15 protein-coding genes are annotated in these 15,090 nt (G+C 62.2%); 8 read left to right on the forward strand and 7 right to left on the reverse strand.

Annotated features, from left to right (window positions below):
• Positions 1-397 precede the first annotated feature (397 nt).
• The 3 genes from ACP15V_RS08485 (at position 398) to ACP15V_RS08495 (ending at position 3,238) form a co-directional block, all read left to right on the forward strand.
• Positions 398-1,798: a DUF2927 domain-containing protein gene (locus tag ACP15V_RS08485; protein ID WP_424943237.1), complete on the forward strand. Its 1,401-nt coding sequence runs from the start codon at positions 398-400 to the stop codon at positions 1,796-1,798.
• An 89-nt stretch (positions 1,799-1,887) separates the two neighbouring features.
• A complete protein-coding gene (locus tag ACP15V_RS08490; protein ID WP_424943238.1) occupies positions 1,888-2,046 on the forward strand; it encodes a hypothetical protein in 159 nt (52 codons plus the stop codon).
• Between the two features lie 7 nt (positions 2,047-2,053).
• Positions 2,054-3,238 carry a vWA domain-containing protein gene (locus ACP15V_RS08495; protein ID WP_424943239.1) on the forward strand — a complete coding sequence of 395 codons (1,185 nt, stop codon included), beginning with the start codon at positions 2,054-2,056 and terminating at the stop codon, positions 3,236-3,238.
• Here the strand turns inward: ACP15V_RS08495 and ACP15V_RS08500 are convergent.
• A complete protein-coding gene (locus ACP15V_RS08500) occupies positions 3,235-3,555 on the reverse strand; it encodes a DUF3817 domain-containing protein (protein ID WP_424943240.1) in 321 nt (106 codons plus the stop codon). The genes ACP15V_RS08495 and ACP15V_RS08500 overlap by 4 nt on opposite strands.
• A 171-nt stretch (positions 3,556-3,726) precedes the next feature.
• Here ACP15V_RS08500 and ACP15V_RS08505 point away from each other — a divergent pair, with 171 nt between their 5' ends.
• The 3 genes from ACP15V_RS08505 to ACP15V_RS08515 are packed head-to-tail and all read left to right on the forward strand — an operon-like array spanning position 3,727 to position 5,501.
• Positions 3,727-4,131, forward strand: coding sequence for a hypothetical protein (locus ACP15V_RS08505; protein ID WP_424943241.1), 405 nt, complete (start codon positions 3,727-3,729; stop codon positions 4,129-4,131).
• Positions 4,128-4,775 (forward strand): DedA family protein, encoded by a 648-nt coding sequence (locus ACP15V_RS08510; RefSeq protein WP_424943242.1) that lies wholly within the window; start codon positions 4,128-4,130, stop codon positions 4,773-4,775. Before ACP15V_RS08505 ends, ACP15V_RS08510 begins: the two co-directional genes overlap by 4 nt.
• A 39-nt stretch (positions 4,776-4,814) precedes the next feature.
• The gene (locus ACP15V_RS08515) at positions 4,815-5,501 is read left to right on the forward strand and encodes a M48 family metallopeptidase (RefSeq protein ID WP_424943243.1); all 687 of its coding nucleotides are present in this window, start codon (positions 4,815-4,817) and stop codon (positions 5,499-5,501) included.
• A gap of 273 nt (positions 5,502-5,774) precedes the next feature.
• Here ACP15V_RS08515 and ACP15V_RS08520 read toward each other — a convergent pair whose 3' ends face one another.
• The 3 genes from ACP15V_RS08520 to ACP15V_RS08530 all read right to left on the reverse strand — a co-directional run bounded on the left by ACP15V_RS08520 (position 5,775) and on the right by ACP15V_RS08530 (position 8,296).
• A complete protein-coding gene (locus ACP15V_RS08520; protein ID WP_424943244.1) occupies positions 5,775-6,323 on the reverse strand; it encodes an RSP_2648 family PIN domain-containing protein in 549 nt (182 codons plus the stop codon).
• Positions 6,320-7,519: an RSP_2647 family RNA methyltransferase gene (locus ACP15V_RS08525; protein ID WP_424943245.1), complete on the reverse strand. Its 1,200-nt coding sequence runs from the start codon at positions 7,517-7,519 to the stop codon at positions 6,320-6,322. Before ACP15V_RS08525 ends, ACP15V_RS08520 begins: the two co-directional genes overlap by 4 nt.
• A gap of 87 nt (positions 7,520-7,606) precedes the next feature.
• A complete protein-coding gene (locus ACP15V_RS08530) occupies positions 7,607-8,296 on the reverse strand; it encodes a DUF6778 family protein (protein WP_424943246.1) in 690 nt (229 codons plus the stop codon).
• Between the two features lie 281 nt (positions 8,297-8,577).
• Between ACP15V_RS08530 and edd the strand changes: the two genes are divergently transcribed.
• The gene (gene edd, locus ACP15V_RS08535) at positions 8,578-10,392 is read left to right on the forward strand and encodes a phosphogluconate dehydratase (RefSeq protein WP_424943247.1); all 1,815 of its coding nucleotides are present in this window, start codon (positions 8,578-8,580) and stop codon (positions 10,390-10,392) included.
• Complete coding sequence (gene eda / locus ACP15V_RS08540) at positions 10,389-11,030, forward strand: bifunctional 4-hydroxy-2-oxoglutarate aldolase/2-dehydro-3-deoxy-phosphogluconate aldolase (RefSeq protein WP_424943248.1); 642 nt, start codon at positions 10,389-10,391, stop codon at positions 11,028-11,030. Before edd ends, eda begins: the two co-directional genes overlap by 4 nt.
• Before the next feature lie 49 nt (positions 11,031-11,079).
• On the opposite strand, the gene ACP15V_RS08545 is transcribed toward eda, so the two are convergent.
• From ACP15V_RS08545 to cysS, 3 genes are all read right to left on the reverse strand, one after another.
• Positions 11,080-11,832 (reverse strand): squalene/phytoene synthase family protein, encoded by a 753-nt coding sequence (locus ACP15V_RS08545; protein ID WP_424943249.1) that lies wholly within the window; start codon positions 11,830-11,832, stop codon positions 11,080-11,082.
• Positions 11,829-13,448 (reverse strand): citramalate synthase, encoded by a 1,620-nt coding sequence (cimA, locus tag ACP15V_RS08550; RefSeq protein ID WP_424943250.1) that lies wholly within the window; start codon positions 13,446-13,448, stop codon positions 11,829-11,831. Before cimA ends, ACP15V_RS08545 begins: the two co-directional genes overlap by 4 nt.
• A gap of 123 nt (positions 13,449-13,571) precedes the next feature.
• Complete coding sequence (gene cysS / locus ACP15V_RS08555; RefSeq protein ID WP_424943251.1) at positions 13,572-14,981, reverse strand: cysteine--tRNA ligase; 1,410 nt, start codon at positions 14,979-14,981, stop codon at positions 13,572-13,574.
• Between the last annotated feature and the right edge of the window lie 109 nt (positions 14,982-15,090).

Genomic DNA, 15,090 nt, shown 5'->3' on the forward strand with positions numbered 1-15,090 from the left:
CAGATTGGTGGGGGACTGTCGGGTATGAGGGTCTTGAAACCGCCCCACCCCGCCAGATGTCTGCGCATTCGAACGATCGCCACCCGCGGAGGCGGGCCGTCACGGGGGAATTTGCGCCCCCGGGGCTTGATCCGCGCCTGTTTTGGCGCAGGGTGGCGGATGTTTGCGACCGGATGATCGATGCTGAAACGGTTGATGCAGGGCTGCCTCCTGCCCGGCCAGATCGGTGTCTGTGTGATCATCATCGCGGATTACGACGTGTCACCGCCCCACCCGGGCGATCATGTCGGGCCGCACAACGGTCATCACCCCATACCGTCAACCATACCGCACGAAAGACCTACATCCGGGTCCGCGCGCCGTTTCCGCGCGCGTCCGGGATCGGAAGGAGCTGACGATGCGGAAAATAGTACTGGGGGCTGCGATGGCCCTGGGGGGGCTGGTTCTGACGGGCTGCATGTCCACCGGACCGGATGGGGGCACACGCGCCTCTGCCCGGATCGGGGAAGTGACAGCGCGACAGGTTGGTGATCTGCCCCATGCCCTGCCCCCGATGAAAGCCTTTGCCGGCACGGCCATCCCCCGCCCCGCGCGGGCCAATGCCGATATCGCCGGTGATTTTCTTGATTTGAGTTTTGAATTGGAAAGCGGGCGACGCTTGCCCTATCTCAGCCGGTTCGAAGGGCCGGTCACGCTGCGGGTGCTCGGGCGCGGCTCTCCGCAGATGCAAGAGGATCTGACGCGGCTGCTGCAACGGCTTCGGATCGAGGCGGGGATCAACATTCGCCAGGTGCCCGCCAATCAGCCCGCGTCAATCACGCTGGAAGTGGTGTCGAAACGGCAGCTGCAGCGCCTGGTTCCACATGCCGCCTGTTTCGTGGCGCCCAACGTCTCGGGCTGGGACGAATACAAGCAGTTCCGCGGCACAGCCGTTACCGACTGGACCAAGCTCAGAACCCGCACCCGCATGTCCGTGTTCCTGCCCGGCGACGTGGCCCCGCAGGAAATGCGCGACTGTCTGCACGAAGAGGTCGCCCAGGCGCTTGGCCCGGTCAACGACCTCTATCGCCTGACCAATTCGGTCTTCAACGATGACAATTTCCACACCGTTCTGACGGGGTTCGACATGTTGGTGCTTCGGGCGTATTACGCGCCGGAACTGCGCTCGGGCATGACCCGGTCCGAGGTGGCCCAACGTCTGCCGGCCCTGCTCGCCCGGCTCAACCCATCGGGAGGCGCCGGTCTGCCACGGCTCGCCTCACCCGCGCCGCGCGCCTGGAAAGACGCGATCGAAACGGCGCTGGGGCAAGGCTCTTCGATGGTCAAACGACGCGCCGCTGCCAATCGGGCCGTGGACATTGCCCGGGCGCAAGGGTGGCGTGATACACGCCTGGCGTTCAGCCTGTTCGCCAAGGGGCGCCTGTCCCTGACTGTGGATGGGAACGGTGCCTTTGCCGCCTTCCACGAAGCGGACCGGATCTATCGCACCACACCGGGGGCCAAACTTCAGGCCGCGCATATGGGGGTCCAGCTGGCCGCCTATGCCCTGTCGGCGGGCCGTGCGGAGGAAGCGATCAACATCATCAACGGCCACATCGTTCCGGTGAAATCCGCCGAAAACGCAGCCCTTCTGTCCACCCTCCTGATGCTCAAGGCCGAAGCGCTGGACGTTGCGGGACGTCACACCGAAGCACAGCTTGTGAGGCTCGACAGTCTGGGCTGGGCGCGCTATGGCTTTGGCTCCACCGCCCAGGTGAGCGCACGGTTGGAAGAAATCGCCGCCATCTCACCCGGGTAACCGGCACGGTCCCATCGGGATCGGGAGTATCCAACGGGTGATGGCCTCGCGCAATGACGCGGGGCCGCCCTTGTTTGAGGGAGAGAGGCATGTTCGTGATGGCAGCCCTGATATGTGGCGCAGCGCTTGGGGCGTGGCGTGCGAAATCGCGCGGCGGAACCGGGTTCGACATCGCGCAATATGCGGCGATTCATGGGCTGTTCTTTGCGGTTGCCGCCATTTTCATCACCGTGATCCTGTCCTGGTAGGCCCCTGATGTTTCTTCCTTTTTTCGAAAACCTCCGCTCTTGCCGCGTGCCAGTGTCGCTGCGCGAATACCTGACCTTTCTGGAGGGTCTGAAATCAGGCCTTGTGACCTATGACATCGAAGGGTTCTACTATCTCGCCCGCACCTCGATGGTGAAGGACGAACGCAACATCGACAAGTTCGACCGCGCCTTCGCGATGAGCTTCGAGGGGCTGGAAGCGATCAGCATGGATGACATGCTGGAAGCCGTGGATATCCCGCAGGAATGGCTGGATAAAATGGCCGAGAAATTCCTGACCCCCGAAGAAAAGGCCGAGATCGAAGCCCTTGGCGGTTTTGACAAGCTGATGGAAACCCTGAAAGAGCGCCTGAAAGAACAGGAAGGGCGCCATCAGGGGGGCAACAAGTGGATCGGCACTGCAGGCACCTCGCCCTTTGGGGCCTATGGGTACAATCCCGAAGGGGTGCGGATCGGTCAGGACCGGTCACGCCACCAACGCGCGGTCAAGGTCTGGGACAAGCGTGAATTCAAGAACCTGGACGGCGATATTGAACTGGGCACGCGCAATATCAAGGTGGCGCTGAAACGTCTGCGCAACTGGGCCCGCGACGGCGCGCATGAAGAGCTGGACCTGGATGGCACCATCCGCGCCACCGCCGAACATGGCTATCTGGATGTGAAGACCCGGCCGGAACGCCATAATGCGGTGAAGGTTCTGCTGTTTTTGGATGTGGGCGGATCGATGGACCCACATATCAAAGTGGTGGAAGAGTTGTTCTCGGCCGCGCGCGCCGAATTCAAGCATCTGGAATATTACTATTTCCACAACTGCCTTTATGAAGGCGTGTGGCGCGACAATGCGCGGCGCTGGAACGATCAGACCCCCACATGGGAGGTTCTGCGCACCTATGGATCTGATTACAAATGCATTTTCGTAGGCGACGCCTCCATGTCCCCCTACGAGGTTGCCTATCGCGGTGGCGCGAACGAGCATTGGAATGACGAGGCCGGACAGGTCTGGCTTCAGCGCGCCCGCGAACAATGGCCGGATCACCTGTGGATCAACCCGACGCCGGAACACCATTGGCGCTATACGCAGTCGATCCAGATGATCAACGAGATTTTCGAAGGCCGCATGGTGCCGATGACCCTGGAAGGGATCGAACGGGGCATGAAGGAGTTGGGGCGCTAAGCGGTCTGCGCCACCCGCGCCGCGTCTTCCGCGCGTTTGAGATAGGGATCATGTACAAACGTCCCAAAGGGCAGAAGGCTGGCGAGGATGGCCCAGTTCACCCGCGTCATCGACAGTCCGCCATAAGACGACGCCGCAAACATCGCGATCATATAGGCCACAAACAACCAGCCATGGATCATGCCGACCAGCGGCACGATCTCGGTCATGCCGGCCCAGTATTTCAGGGGCATGGCGACAAACAGCAGCAAAAGATAGCTCCACCCTTCTACGGATGCGATTTTGCGAAAGATCCAGATGAGGCGGGATTTGGTCATGGTCGCGGTCCTTGCGCTGTGCTGGGATGTGGATAGGCGCGTGGGGGGCCTGGGGGAAATCCGGCGAAATGTCGCGGAGAGCACGACGGAATTGCACAGCCACCGCGTATAAACTGCAACAGGCCAATGGCGCAAAAAGGGCCGCGACAGGAAACGGGGAAAGGGGCTGACATGTCAACCGGGTTCATCAACCGGATCGGAACACAGTTGAAAACCATGTGGCACGCGGCCCCGCTGGCCACGGGGCTGTTGGCGTTGTGCCTGTCGGCTGCCGTGTTTTTTGGCGCCCGCACAGTGGCCGAGACACTGTATTGGAACGATCCAGCGCATCGTAACCAGCCGATTGCCGGCTGGATGACACCGCGCTACGTGGCCCATTCCTGGAACATCCCGCGCCCGGAAATGATCGCTATTCTTCAAAGCGTTGCCCCCGAATTCAACGCCGGCGACAGGCCCGGGTCGATGAAAGACATCGCAGCGCAGCATGCCATGCCGCTGAAACAGTTCATTGCGCAGATCGAAGCAGAGATTTCGACCTATCGCGCAAACCAGACCGCGCCGGAGACCCGCAAATGATCGCTGCGGATACGGTCTTTTCGCTGCTCACCAGCTACGGTCCCGGGGTGGTTTTTGCCTCGGCTGTCCTGTCCTGTCTCGCGCTGCCAATCCCAACCTCATTGATGATGCTGGCCGGTGGAGCCTTTGCGGCGGTGGGGGATCTGAACCTGATTGACGTGGTGGCCGCGGCCTTTTTTGGGGCCGTGATCGGCGATCAGGCCGGATATGCCATTGGGCGTTGGGGCGGCCCCCCCATCCTGGATCGCCTGACACGACATCCCGCGCGCAAGGCCGTTCTGGCGCGCGCGCAGACCCTGATCGATCGCCATGGCGGCATCGGCGTCTTCCTGTCCACCTGGGCCGTCGCGCCACTGGGCCCTTGGGTGAATTTCGCCGCCGGGGCAACGGGGCTTCGCTGGCGTCGCTTTGCGATCTGGGATGGCCTTGGCGAAACGGTCTGGGTCACACTTTACGTGGGCCTCGGGTTTTTCTTCGCCAGTCAAATCGAGCTTCTCGCCGGCGTTTTGGGCAATCTGGCCGGGTTCCTGGCCGCGATGGTCCTGTCCGTCGGTCTTTTCACGTGGATCCGGGCGATGATTCGGGCCAAGGCCCTTGCGCGACACCGTCACAAGAGGACAAAGCCAGGCACACCAACCAACTGACCTCTTCCCCCTGCCGCCAAATCTGCCCATATAGGAGATATGTTGAAGCTCCTGCCCATCCTTTTGCCGGTCCTCTACGGGTTTATTCTGTATCGGTTTTCCGTCTGGCGCACCCATCGCGAGCTGGACGAGAACTCCACCGAACTGGCGGATCCCGCGCTGAAACGGCTGACCGATCAGATGGCAGGCGCGTTGGAGCTGCCGCGCATTCGTGTTCATGTCTATGAAATCGCCCCGGTGAACGGGCTGGCCGCCCCCGATGGTCGCATTTTCATCACCCGTGGGTTCATGGAGGAATACCGGCAAGGTCGGGTGAGCGCCGAAGAACTGGCCTCGGTCATTGCCCATGAACTGGGCCATGTGGCCCTGGGGCATGCCCGGAAGCGAATGATCGATTTTGCAGGGCAAAATGCCCTGCGCACGGTGCTGGCGATGATGCTGTCACGGTTTTTGCCGGGGGCCGGGATATATATCGCCCGGATGTTGACCCGGCTGGTGGCGGCAGGCCTGTCGCGGTCAGATGAATACGAGGCAGACGAATATGCCACCGCGCTTTTGATGAAATCCGGGATCGGGGCTGAGGCGCAGAAATCGCTGTTTGGAAAGCTGGACAGCCTGACCAAGGGGCGTGGCGGTGTTATGCCGGCCTGGTTGATGAGCCACCCGAAAACCGTGGAACGCATTGCTGCGATTGAGAAAAACGAAGCGAAATGGAAGAAGAACTAGGCCTCGACATTTCAGATCTCCGCGCAATCCGTGCTTAGAAAACTAGAAAACTAGAAAACTAGAAAACTAGAAAACTAGAAAACTAGAAAACTAGAAAACTAGAAAACTAGAAAACTAGAAAACTAGAAAACTAGAAAACTAGAAAACTAGAAAACTAGAAAACTAGAATCGAAACCTGTCGGGTGGGCAAGCCCCCGAGGTGAAATTTCGCAAAAAAGATATACCAAAAAGGCAAAGGCCGCGCCGCAAAAGCCCCTTACGGTCCGCCTCGGGTCAAAGCTGCTCCAACGCTTTTCCCAACCGGGGCAGCCGCGCTTTTTTCATCAGTTTGCGCATTGTCCAGCCGTCATCCCCCGACAGCCGGCGCGCTTCGGCCAGGACGGCCTGCCCCAGCGCGGCCATCTCATTGGGGTGCGTGTCGACAACCCCCCGCAAAAACAGATCCGGGCTTTCGCGCCGCACTCCTTCTTCGGCCAGCGTATGGCGCGGAAAATCAGCATTGTTGAGCGTCAGCAGCACGTCCGCCCCCGCGGCCACGGCGGCGGCCAAGACGTGGATGTCATTTTCATCCGGCAGGTACAGGCGGCGCAGATCCCCCTCATGCGGCACAACGCAGGCTTTGGGCCAACGGGCACCCAGGGCGGCAATTTCGCCCCGCGCCACAACCTCTTGCCCGTCGCCCAAACGCGCCGCGGCACGCGCCCATTCTTCCAGAATGCGGGGCGACCAGTAGGGCGTGAACAGACCTTTCGCCGCCGCGCCCAGCACCATTTCCCGCATCACGGTGGGGTAAAGGACACAGGCGTCGATCAGCACTTTCATGGCAGCAACCGATAAAATAGTGCCTTGAGGTACCCGCTTTCCGCGAGCTGCGGATGTTGCGGGTGATCCGCGCCCGCATATCCAGTGTGGATCAGTTGCGCCACCCGCCCGGCCCGGCCAATGCCCCGGTTTGACGCATTGCGGAACTTGTCGATGGTCGCCGCGTGGGAACAGGAGCAGAGCCCCAGATAGCCGCCCGGCGCCACCAGCGGCGCGGCAAGGCGTGCCACCCGTTCATAGGCGCGCAACCCTTGCTCCAGCGCCTTTTTCGACGGGGCAAAAGCGGGTGGATCACAGATCACCACATCAAACTGCGCGCCCTCTTCGCCAAGCGCCGCCAACACGTCAAAGGCGTCGCCCTTGCGGGTCGCGAACCGGTCCGCAGCCCCCATGGCCGTGGCGCCCTGCGCGGCCAGTTCCAAGGCGGCGGCGGATCCGTCAACCGACAGCGCAGAGGTTGCCCCCCCGGCCAAAGATGCCAGCGCAAAGCCGCCCACATGGGAGAACACATCCAGCACGCGCGCCTCTTTGGCCAGCCCTGCGGCAAAGGCGTGGTTCGGGCGTTGGTCATAGAAGAGCCCGGTTTTCTGCCCGCCCATCAGATCCGCCATATAGGTGGCGCCATTCATCGGCACCGGGATCGGCGCGGTGGGCGCCTCGCCCAAAAGCACGGCATTGTCCTCGTCCAGCCCTTCCAGCACCCGCGCCCGACCCGAGGCGTTTTTCAAGATCGTGGTCACGCCGGTCACCTCGGCCAACGCAGTGGCAAGATCCTCGATCAGCAATTCTGCCCAGGCGGCGTTGGGCTGGATCACCGCCACGTCACCAAACCGGTCGATGATCACCCCTGGCAACCCGTCCGCCTCGGCATGGATCAGGCGGTAAAACGGCGCGTCAAACAGCGTTTCGCGGTGGGCCAAGGCGGCGGACAGTTTCGCCACCAGCCAGTTGCGGTCGATCTCGGCCCCGGGGTCACGGTCCAGCACCCGGGCAATAATGCGCGAGTTGGGGTTCACCGCTACCGTCGCCAAGGCCGCGCGGTCGCCATCTTCCAGCGTCGCAATCGCCCCCGCGGCGATCTTTTTCGTGCGCCGGTCGGTCACGGCTTCGTTGTCATAGACCCAGGGCGCGCCATGACGGATGGCGCGGGCATTGGCTTTGGGTTTCAGGCGGAGGATGGGGCGTATGTCAGTCATGGCCGCCTGTTAGCGGGTTTTGCGCGACAGGCCAATGAAAAAGGGCGACCAAGGCCGCCCTGTCATTAAACTCTGTACGTGCCCGGATCACTCACCCGATCCCTCAATGGGCGCGTCGGGGGTGTCCTCAGCAAGCTCAGCCAGCTGAGGGGCCTCGAAATCACCGGGCAGGAAATCGCGTTCACGGGTCATTTCATACAGCATGACCTTGGCCAGATGATCGGTGATGCGCACCTTCTGCGTCTCGCCTCGCGCCTCGGCAGCCAACGCCTCTGCCCCGCCATAGGCGCGGAAATCGGCCAGGATGGTCCGGGTCGGTTCAATCACCGCACCGGTCGCCGCATCCAGAACTGTGAGGTCAAAATTGATCGCGTGGGTGCCGCCAAAGGTATAGCGGGTACGCTGGGTCAGCGCGTGAAACTCGTTCAGCGTCACATCCAGAACCACCTCACGTCCCTCGGTCAGCGTCTCGACCCCACGGTCAAAGGCGGCCTGTAAGATGTGCTCGACCTGGGCGTAACGATCCCCAAGCGGGTCTTCGCGCCACACGATGTCAGCCCGCGGCTTATAGGTATTGGCTTCAGACACCGAAAGCGTCTTGGGCACGTTCACCCGCACGTCGGTTACATTGAACTTGGCCACGGCCCGGCTGGTCAGCTCGCTTGCCGTCGACAATTCCAGGTTGGGCGTTGCCCCCCGGGTCACTTCGCCCGGTTTCATACAGGCCGAAAGGGCCGCTGCCGCCATCATTCCCAAAAGGATCTTACCCAGTTTCATCATTCCCTCCTACGGGCGCTTTGCGCCGCTTCCTTGGGCTGTTCTTGCCTAAGAAAGTGTTAATGAAATGGGGCAAGAATAAGGAGCGCGCGGGGAAAGCTTGTGACAATTCCCGGTTTCCCCTGGAGATCAACAGGCCTGACATCAGGGAAATATCCCAGCATTTCCCGCGGGACCAGGCCTGATGGGGCCGACAAAACCCACTCTTGTTAGCGCTATCATTTCCTGTTACACCACGGCCAAATGATCTAGACTTGATCGAAACGCGAACAGAGGTCCCCATGCTGAACCCAAAGATCGACCGCATCACCGAACGCATTCTCGACCGGTCTCACAAGGCCCGAGCCGCCTATGATGCCAAGATCAACGCGGCCGTTTCCAAAGGTCCCGCGCGGGGGCATCTCAGTTGTTCCGGTCAGGCCCATGCCTATGCGGGGGCCGGGCCTGATCAGGGGCGTCTTGCCGAAGGGCGCGCGCCGAACCTGGGTATCGTCACCGCCTATAATGACATGCTCTCGGCCCATGCGCCCTATGCGGCCTACCCTGATCTGATCAAACGGGTGGCCCGCGAAGAAGGCGCTACTGCACAGGTGGCGGGCGGCGTTCCGGCCATGTGTGACGGGGTGACCCAGGGCGAAACGGGGATGGAGCTGAGCCTCTTTTCGCGTGACGTGATCGCCATGTCCGCCGCCGTGGCCCTGTCGCACAACACCTTTGACGGCGCGCTTTACCTTGGCGTCTGTGACAAGATTGTCCCCGGGTTGGTGATTGCCGCCGCCACGTTCGGCCATATCCCTGCGGTGTTCCTGCCTGCGGGTCCAATGACATCGGGTCTGCCCAATGATGAAAAAGCCGCGGTGCGCAAGAAATTCGCCACGGGGGAAGTGGATCGCAAGGCGCTCATGGCCGCTGAAATGGCCGCCTATCACGGGCCGGGCACCTGCACGTTTTATGGCACGGCCAATTCCAACCAGATGCTGATGGAGTTCATGGGGCTGCACCTGCCGGGATCCAGTTTCGTCAATCCGCACACCCCCCTGCGCGAGGCGCTGACCGAAGAAGGCACCCGCCGCGCGCTGAGCATCGCCCATGGGGCCGAGGGCTTCACCCCCGCCGGTCAGGTGCTCGATGCGCGGGCCTTTGTGAACGGCATTGTCGGGCTGATGGCCACGGGCGGATCCACCAACCTGGTGCTGCACCTGCCCGCCATGGCGCGCGCCGCGGGCGTGATCCTGACACTGGATGATTTTGCCGATCTCTCGGCCATTGTGCCCCTGATGGCGCGGGTCTATCCCAACGGTCTGGCGGATGTGAACCATTTCCACGCCGCCGGCGGGCTGGGCTACATGATTGGCCATCTGGTCGAGGCCGGGTTGATGCACGAAGACGTGACCACCATCGCGGGCTCCATGTCGAATTACGCCGCCGAAGCCAAGCTGGATAAGGGGCGCGTCCAATGGGAACCCGCCCCGCGCGAGAGCCTGAATGACAAGATCCTGCGCCCGCCCTCGGACGCGTTTCAGCCCACCGGCGGGCTTGCAAAACTGGACGGAAATCTGGGTCAGGGCGTGATCAAAGTGTCCGCCGTCGCCCCCGAACGTCATATTATCGAGGCCCCGGCCCGCGTCTTTCACGACCAGGTCAGCGTAAAGAAAGCCTTCCAAGCCGGTGAATTTACAGAAGATACCATTGTCGTGGTCCGTTTCCAGGGGCCGCAGGCCAATGGGATGCCGGAATTGCATGGCTTGACGCCGGTGCTCTCGGTCTTGCAGGATCGGGGCCTTAACGTCGCGCTCATCACCGATGGGCGCATGTCCGGGGCCTCTGGCAAAGTGCCCGCCGCCATTCACATGTCGCCCGAAGCGGCCGCAGGCGGCCCGATTGCACAGGTACAAGACGGGGATCTGATCCGCCTTGATGCCACCACCGGACAGCTTCAAGTGCTTGCAAATGGTTTTTCCGATCGTGATCCCACCCAGGCGGATCTGTCCGCCAATGAAACCGGGATCGGGCGCGAGCTGTTTGCGGCCTTCCGCCGCCATGTGGGGCCCGCCACCCAAGGGGCCTCGCCGCTTTTGACAGGAGATGACGCATGACCCCGGCCGCCGCCGCCTCTGCCGCCGCAGAAGAAATCTGCACCCTCGCCCCCGTTGTGCCCGTTCTTGTGGTCCATGACCCGGCCCATGCCGAACCGCTGGCGCGCGCGCTGGTGGCAGGTGGATTGCCGGCGCTTGAGGTGACCCTGCGCACGCCTGCGGCCATCGAAGTGATTGCCGAGATGTCGAAGGTCGAGGGCGGCGTGGTTGGCGCGGGCACCGTCCTGACCCCAACTGATGCCGCCAACGCCAAAACCGCAGGCGCCAAATTTGCCGTCTCTCCCGGCGCAACCGACCTGCTTCTGGACAGTTGCGAAGCGGTGGAGTTGCCGCTTTTGCCCGGCGCAAGCTCCGCCACCGAGGCAATGCGCCTGTTGGAGCGCGGCTATACGGTACAGAAATTCTTCCCGGCCGAGGCGGCAGGTGGTGCGACATTCCTGAAATCCCTCGCCTCGCCCCTGCCCCAGATCCGGTTCTGCCCGACAGGGGGCGTCAGCCTGACCAATGCGCACGATTACCTGTCGCTGCCCAACACGCTCTGTGTCGGGGGCTCTTGGGTCGCGCCACAGGATCTGGTGGAAAAGGGCGATTGGGACGGGATCACCGCCCTCGCGCGCGAAGCGGCGGCGTTGAGCTAGCCGTCAGATGCTTTGAACGTGTCGGGTGGGGCGGTTTCGCAGACTCCCGTCACCACCGCCCGGTCATCGACAGCCACAACAGCCGACCGCGTCGGGTAAATTCCGACCCGCCCAACGCGCCCTCAAGGGCCAGATGCGGGGAGGATTTTGCGCGGGTCAGAACGCCCTTTGCCCGCCATGCGCTGCGCAACGCGGCGGTGCCTTTGCGGGGCAGTGTTTGGCGCGCGTTCGACAGGCGCTCCAGACCGTCCGAGGCCAGCTCGCGCACCATTTCCTCTGACGGGGCCACATGACCACGCCCGGCACGGGCTAGCTCTGGCAGGGACAACAGCCAATTGGCAATTCCCTGCGCAGTGCCCAGTTGGGTCAGCGCCGCGGCGTCGCCCTGCCCGCTGGCCGCCATCAGCGCACCGGACGTGCCCTTGGCATAGGTGGTCACTGCCGTGGCGGAGGCCCGACCGATCCCATCCACATCCCCTTCGCGCGCATCCAACATCGTTTCCAACAGCGCCGCGTCCAGACGCCCCGACGCGATCAACCCCGCAATCGGCCCGGCCACATCATGGGCGGCGACGGTTTTACCCGCGACCACGTCACGCCAGAATTGCAACCGCACCAGCGCCACCATGGGTTCAGCCGACATAAAGGGCGCGCGGGCGATTTCCAGGTTGAAGGCGTAAAGCGGGAACAGGATCTCACGCTCCTCCACCGTCCCGGTCATCGCGGCCAGAAACCGATCCGGATCGCCCTTTGCCACCATCTCGGCGCACGCGTTCAGCGCGTCGTGATCTGCCGCGCTCATACGGCTTTGGCCCCGTCGCGCAACAGCTTCCAGGTGATCGCGTCCAGAAGCGCCTCGAAGGACGCGTCGACGATGTTCGGGCTGACCCCAACGGTGGACCAGCGATGCCCGGCCCCATCTTCGCTGTCGATGATCACGCGGGTCTGCGCCTCGGTGCCGCCCTGGGTGATACGCACCTTGAAATCCACCAGCCGCATGTCATCAATGATCGACTGATACGGGCCCAAATCCTTGCCAAGCGCCTTGGCCAGCGCGTTCACCGGGCCGCGATCCGTGCCGCGATGATCCATGCTTTCCGACACTGACAGTTTCTTTTCGCCGCCGATTTTCACCACCACAATCGCCTCAGAGAGGCTCACCATCTGGTTGCGCTTGTTCTTGCGGCGCTCCACCGTGACCTTGTAGCGCTTTACCTCGAAAAACTGCGGCAATTGCCCCAGCACGTCGCGCGCCACCAGCTCAAACGACGCCTGCGCGCTGTCATAGGCGTAGCCCTTTTCTTCGCGCTCTTTCACGCGGTTGAGGATCTCGGCCAGACGTGGATCGCCCGTATCCACCGCAATCCCCGCATCGGCCAGACGCGCCCGCAGGTTCGACTGCCCGGCCTGATTGGACATCGGCACAATGCGGGTGTTGCCCACGGTTTCCGGCGGGATGTGTTCGTAGGTGGTTGGGTCTTTTAAGATCGCGCTGGCGTGCAGCCCGGCCTTATGCGCAAAGGCCGACGCGCCCACAAAAGGCGCGGATTTGTTGGGCACGCGGTTCAGGATGTCATCCAACTGCCGCGACAGGCGGGTCAGACCGGTCAGCGCGTCCCGGCTGACCCCAATGTCGTAGTGGCTCGCGTAGGGTTCTTTCAGCAAAAGCGTCGGGATCAGCGTGGTCAGGTTCGCATTGCCACAGCGTTCGCCCAACCCATTCAGCGTGCCTTGAATTTGCCGCGCGCCCGCGTCCACGGCGGCCAGCGTACAGGCCACTGCATTGCCGGTGTCGTCATGGGTGTGGATGCCCAAATGATCGCCCGGAATGCCCGCCGCGATGACGGCTTTGGTGATCGCGTACACCTCATGTGGGAGCGTACCACCATTGGTGTCACACAGCACAATCCAGCGCGCGCCCGCATCATAAGCGGCCTTCAGACAGTCAATCGCATAGGCAGGATTGGCCTTGTAGCCGTCAAAGAAATGTTCGGCATCATAAAGCGCCTCGCGCCCCTGCCGCACCATGTAGTCCATCGTCGCGCGGATGTTTTCGACGTTTTCGTCAAGCGTGATGCCAAGCGCGGTGGTGACGTGGAAATCATGGCTTTTGCCCACCAGACAGACCGCAGAGGTGCCCGCGTTCATCACACCCGCCAGCACATCATCGTTTTCGGCAGAGCGCCCGGCCCGTTTGGTCATGCCAAAGGCGGTGAAGGTTGCGCGGGTTCTGGGCGCCTTGTCGAAGAACTCGCTATCCGTCGGGTTTGCCCCCGGCCAGCCGCCTTCGATGTAATCAATGCCCAACCCGTCCAGCGCCTTGGCAATCTGGGTCTTTTCCGCAAAGGAAAACTGCACACCCTGCGTCTGCTGCCCGTCGCGCAGCGTGGTGTCATAGAGGTAGAGCTTCTCGGTCATCTGGCGCCTCTCGTGTCATCGTCATCGCCCCCGCTTTGCGCCCGGCCCGAGGGTGGGTGCGTTTTCGCGCCCGCCCTGGGGGGCGGGTCGGGCGCGACGCGGGACAAGCCCGCGGGTCAGTGCCTAAATCCCGTCCAGCTTCGTGGCGTCGAAATTGGGGCCGGGTTCCAACTCCACACCTTCTTTCGACATGCGGATCTGAACGCCTGCCCCGGTCAGCGCGGTTTTCATCGCATCTACGGCAGAGAAGTCCTTGGTTTCCATCGCGGTAAGGCGGGTGTCGTGCAGCTTGGTGGCGAGGGCGGACAGGTCGGCGACAGGCGTTTCGGCCCAATCTCCAAGCTCGTCGGTTAGAAGCCCAACCATCTGCGCCGAAGCGAGCAAGGTTGCGGCGTCCCCCGCGCTGGCCAGCTTGTGCAATTCCGCCAACGCTCCCGCCGTGTTCAGATCATCGGCCAAAGCCGCGACGACCGCGGGGGACGGGCTGGCGGCGGGGTCGATCCCCGCAGTCAGACCACGCCACTTGCGCAAGGTCGCTTCCGCCTCGCCGCGCTTCTTCTCGGTCCAATCCATCGGTTTGCGATAATGCGTGCCGAGGAAGACAAAGCGGATCACTTCGCCGGGCACGCCCTGATCCAGCAGGTCGCGCACGGTGAAGAAATTGCCCAGGCTCTTGGACATTTTCTTGCCCTCAACCTGCAGCATTTCATTATGCATCCAATAGCGTGCGAAATCGCCTTCCGGGTGGGCGCATTTCGACTGGGCGATCTCGTTTTCGTGGTGTGGGAATTGCAGGTCATTGCCGCCGCCGTGAATGTCAAATGACGCCCCCAGAAGCTCCAGCGACATGGCCGAGCATTCAATGTGCCAGCCGGGGCGGCCCCGGCCCGGAGGTTTCCCAAATGGGCTGTCCCATCCGGGCAGATCATCAGACGAGGGTTTCCACAGCACAAAATCCATCGGGTCGCGTTTGTTATCCGCAACCTCAACCCGCGCGCCCGCGATCATGTCATCCACCGACCGACCCGACAGCGCGCCGTAATCATCATAGCTTTTCACGGAAAAGAGCACATGCCCCGCCCCATCCTCATAGGCATGGCCCTTGGCGATCAGATCCTCGATCATCGCAATCATCGGCGCGATATACTCGGTCGCGCGCGGCATCTGGTCGGGTTCCTGCGCGCCCAATGCGCCCATGTCCTTCAGATACCAGTCAATGGTTTCGTTCGAGCGTTCATGCACCAGCTCTTCCAGCGTGCCGGGCGCACCCGCCTCTTTGCGGGCCAGCGCGGTTGCGTTGATCTTGTCATCCACGTCGGTGAAATTACGCACATAGGTCACGTGGTCCGCACCGTAAACATGACGCAGCAGACGATAGAGCACATCAAACACCACAACGGGCCGCGCATTGCCCAGATGGGCACGGTCATAGACGGTGGGGCCACAGACATAGAGGCGGACATTGGTGGGATCGAGCGGTTCAAACACCTGTTTGGCCCGCGCCTTGGTGTTGTAGATCTTAATCTCTGTCATTTCAGCCTCTTGTCCCGCCCACACGCGGGGTTGGTATACGTCTGGACACACCACGATTGTGGCGGGTTTAGCGACTTCATAAGAGTTTGGAAATGAAGAAACGACCCGC

This window comes from Aliiroseovarius crassostreae, from assembly GCF_049803815.1.
In the GTDB taxonomy this organism is placed as follows: domain Bacteria; phylum Pseudomonadota; class Alphaproteobacteria; order Rhodobacterales; family Rhodobacteraceae; genus Aliiroseovarius; species Aliiroseovarius crassostreae_A.

Excerpts from the sequence above, each read along its gene's own strand:
- ACP15V_RS08520 (WP_424943244.1), bottom strand. The coding sequence starts at position 6,323 with ATGAAAGTGCTGATCGACGCCTGTGTCCTTTACCCCACCGTGATGCGG.
- ACP15V_RS08515 (WP_424943243.1), top strand. The coding sequence starts at position 4,815 with ATGTTGAAGCTCCTGCCCATCCTTTTGCCGGTCCTCTACGGGTTTATT.
- edd (WP_424943247.1), top strand. The coding sequence starts at position 8,578 with ATGCTGAACCCAAAGATCGACCGCATCACCGAACGCATTCTCGACCGG.
- ACP15V_RS08495 (WP_424943239.1), top strand. The coding sequence starts at position 2,054 with ATGTTTCTTCCTTTTTTCGAAAACCTCCGCTCTTGCCGCGTGCCAGTG.
- ACP15V_RS08500 (WP_424943240.1), bottom strand. The coding sequence starts at position 3,555 with ATGACCAAATCCCGCCTCATCTGGATCTTTCGCAAAATCGCATCCGTA.
- ACP15V_RS08525 (WP_424943245.1), bottom strand. The coding sequence starts at position 7,519 with ATGACTGACATACGCCCCATCCTCCGCCTGAAACCCAAAGCCAATGCC.
- ACP15V_RS08545 (WP_424943249.1), bottom strand. The coding sequence starts at position 11,832 with ATGAGCGCGGCAGATCACGACGCGCTGAACGCGTGCGCCGAGATGGTG.
- cysS (WP_424943251.1), bottom strand. The coding sequence starts at position 14,981 with ATGACAGAGATTAAGATCTACAACACCAAGGCGCGGGCCAAACAGGTG.
- ACP15V_RS08510 (WP_424943242.1), top strand. The coding sequence starts at position 4,128 with ATGATCGCTGCGGATACGGTCTTTTCGCTGCTCACCAGCTACGGTCCC.
- ACP15V_RS08485 (WP_424943237.1), top strand. The coding sequence starts at position 398 with ATGCGGAAAATAGTACTGGGGGCTGCGATGGCCCTGGGGGGGCTGGTT.
- eda (WP_424943248.1), top strand. The coding sequence starts at position 10,389 with ATGACCCCGGCCGCCGCCGCCTCTGCCGCCGCAGAAGAAATCTGCACC.
- ACP15V_RS08505 (WP_424943241.1), top strand. The coding sequence starts at position 3,727 with ATGTCAACCGGGTTCATCAACCGGATCGGAACACAGTTGAAAACCATG.
- ACP15V_RS08490 (WP_424943238.1), top strand. The coding sequence starts at position 1,888 with ATGTTCGTGATGGCAGCCCTGATATGTGGCGCAGCGCTTGGGGCGTGG.
- cimA (WP_424943250.1), bottom strand. The coding sequence starts at position 13,448 with ATGACCGAGAAGCTCTACCTCTATGACACCACGCTGCGCGACGGGCAG.
- ACP15V_RS08530 (WP_424943246.1), bottom strand. The coding sequence starts at position 8,296 with ATGAAACTGGGTAAGATCCTTTTGGGAATGATGGCGGCAGCGGCCCTT.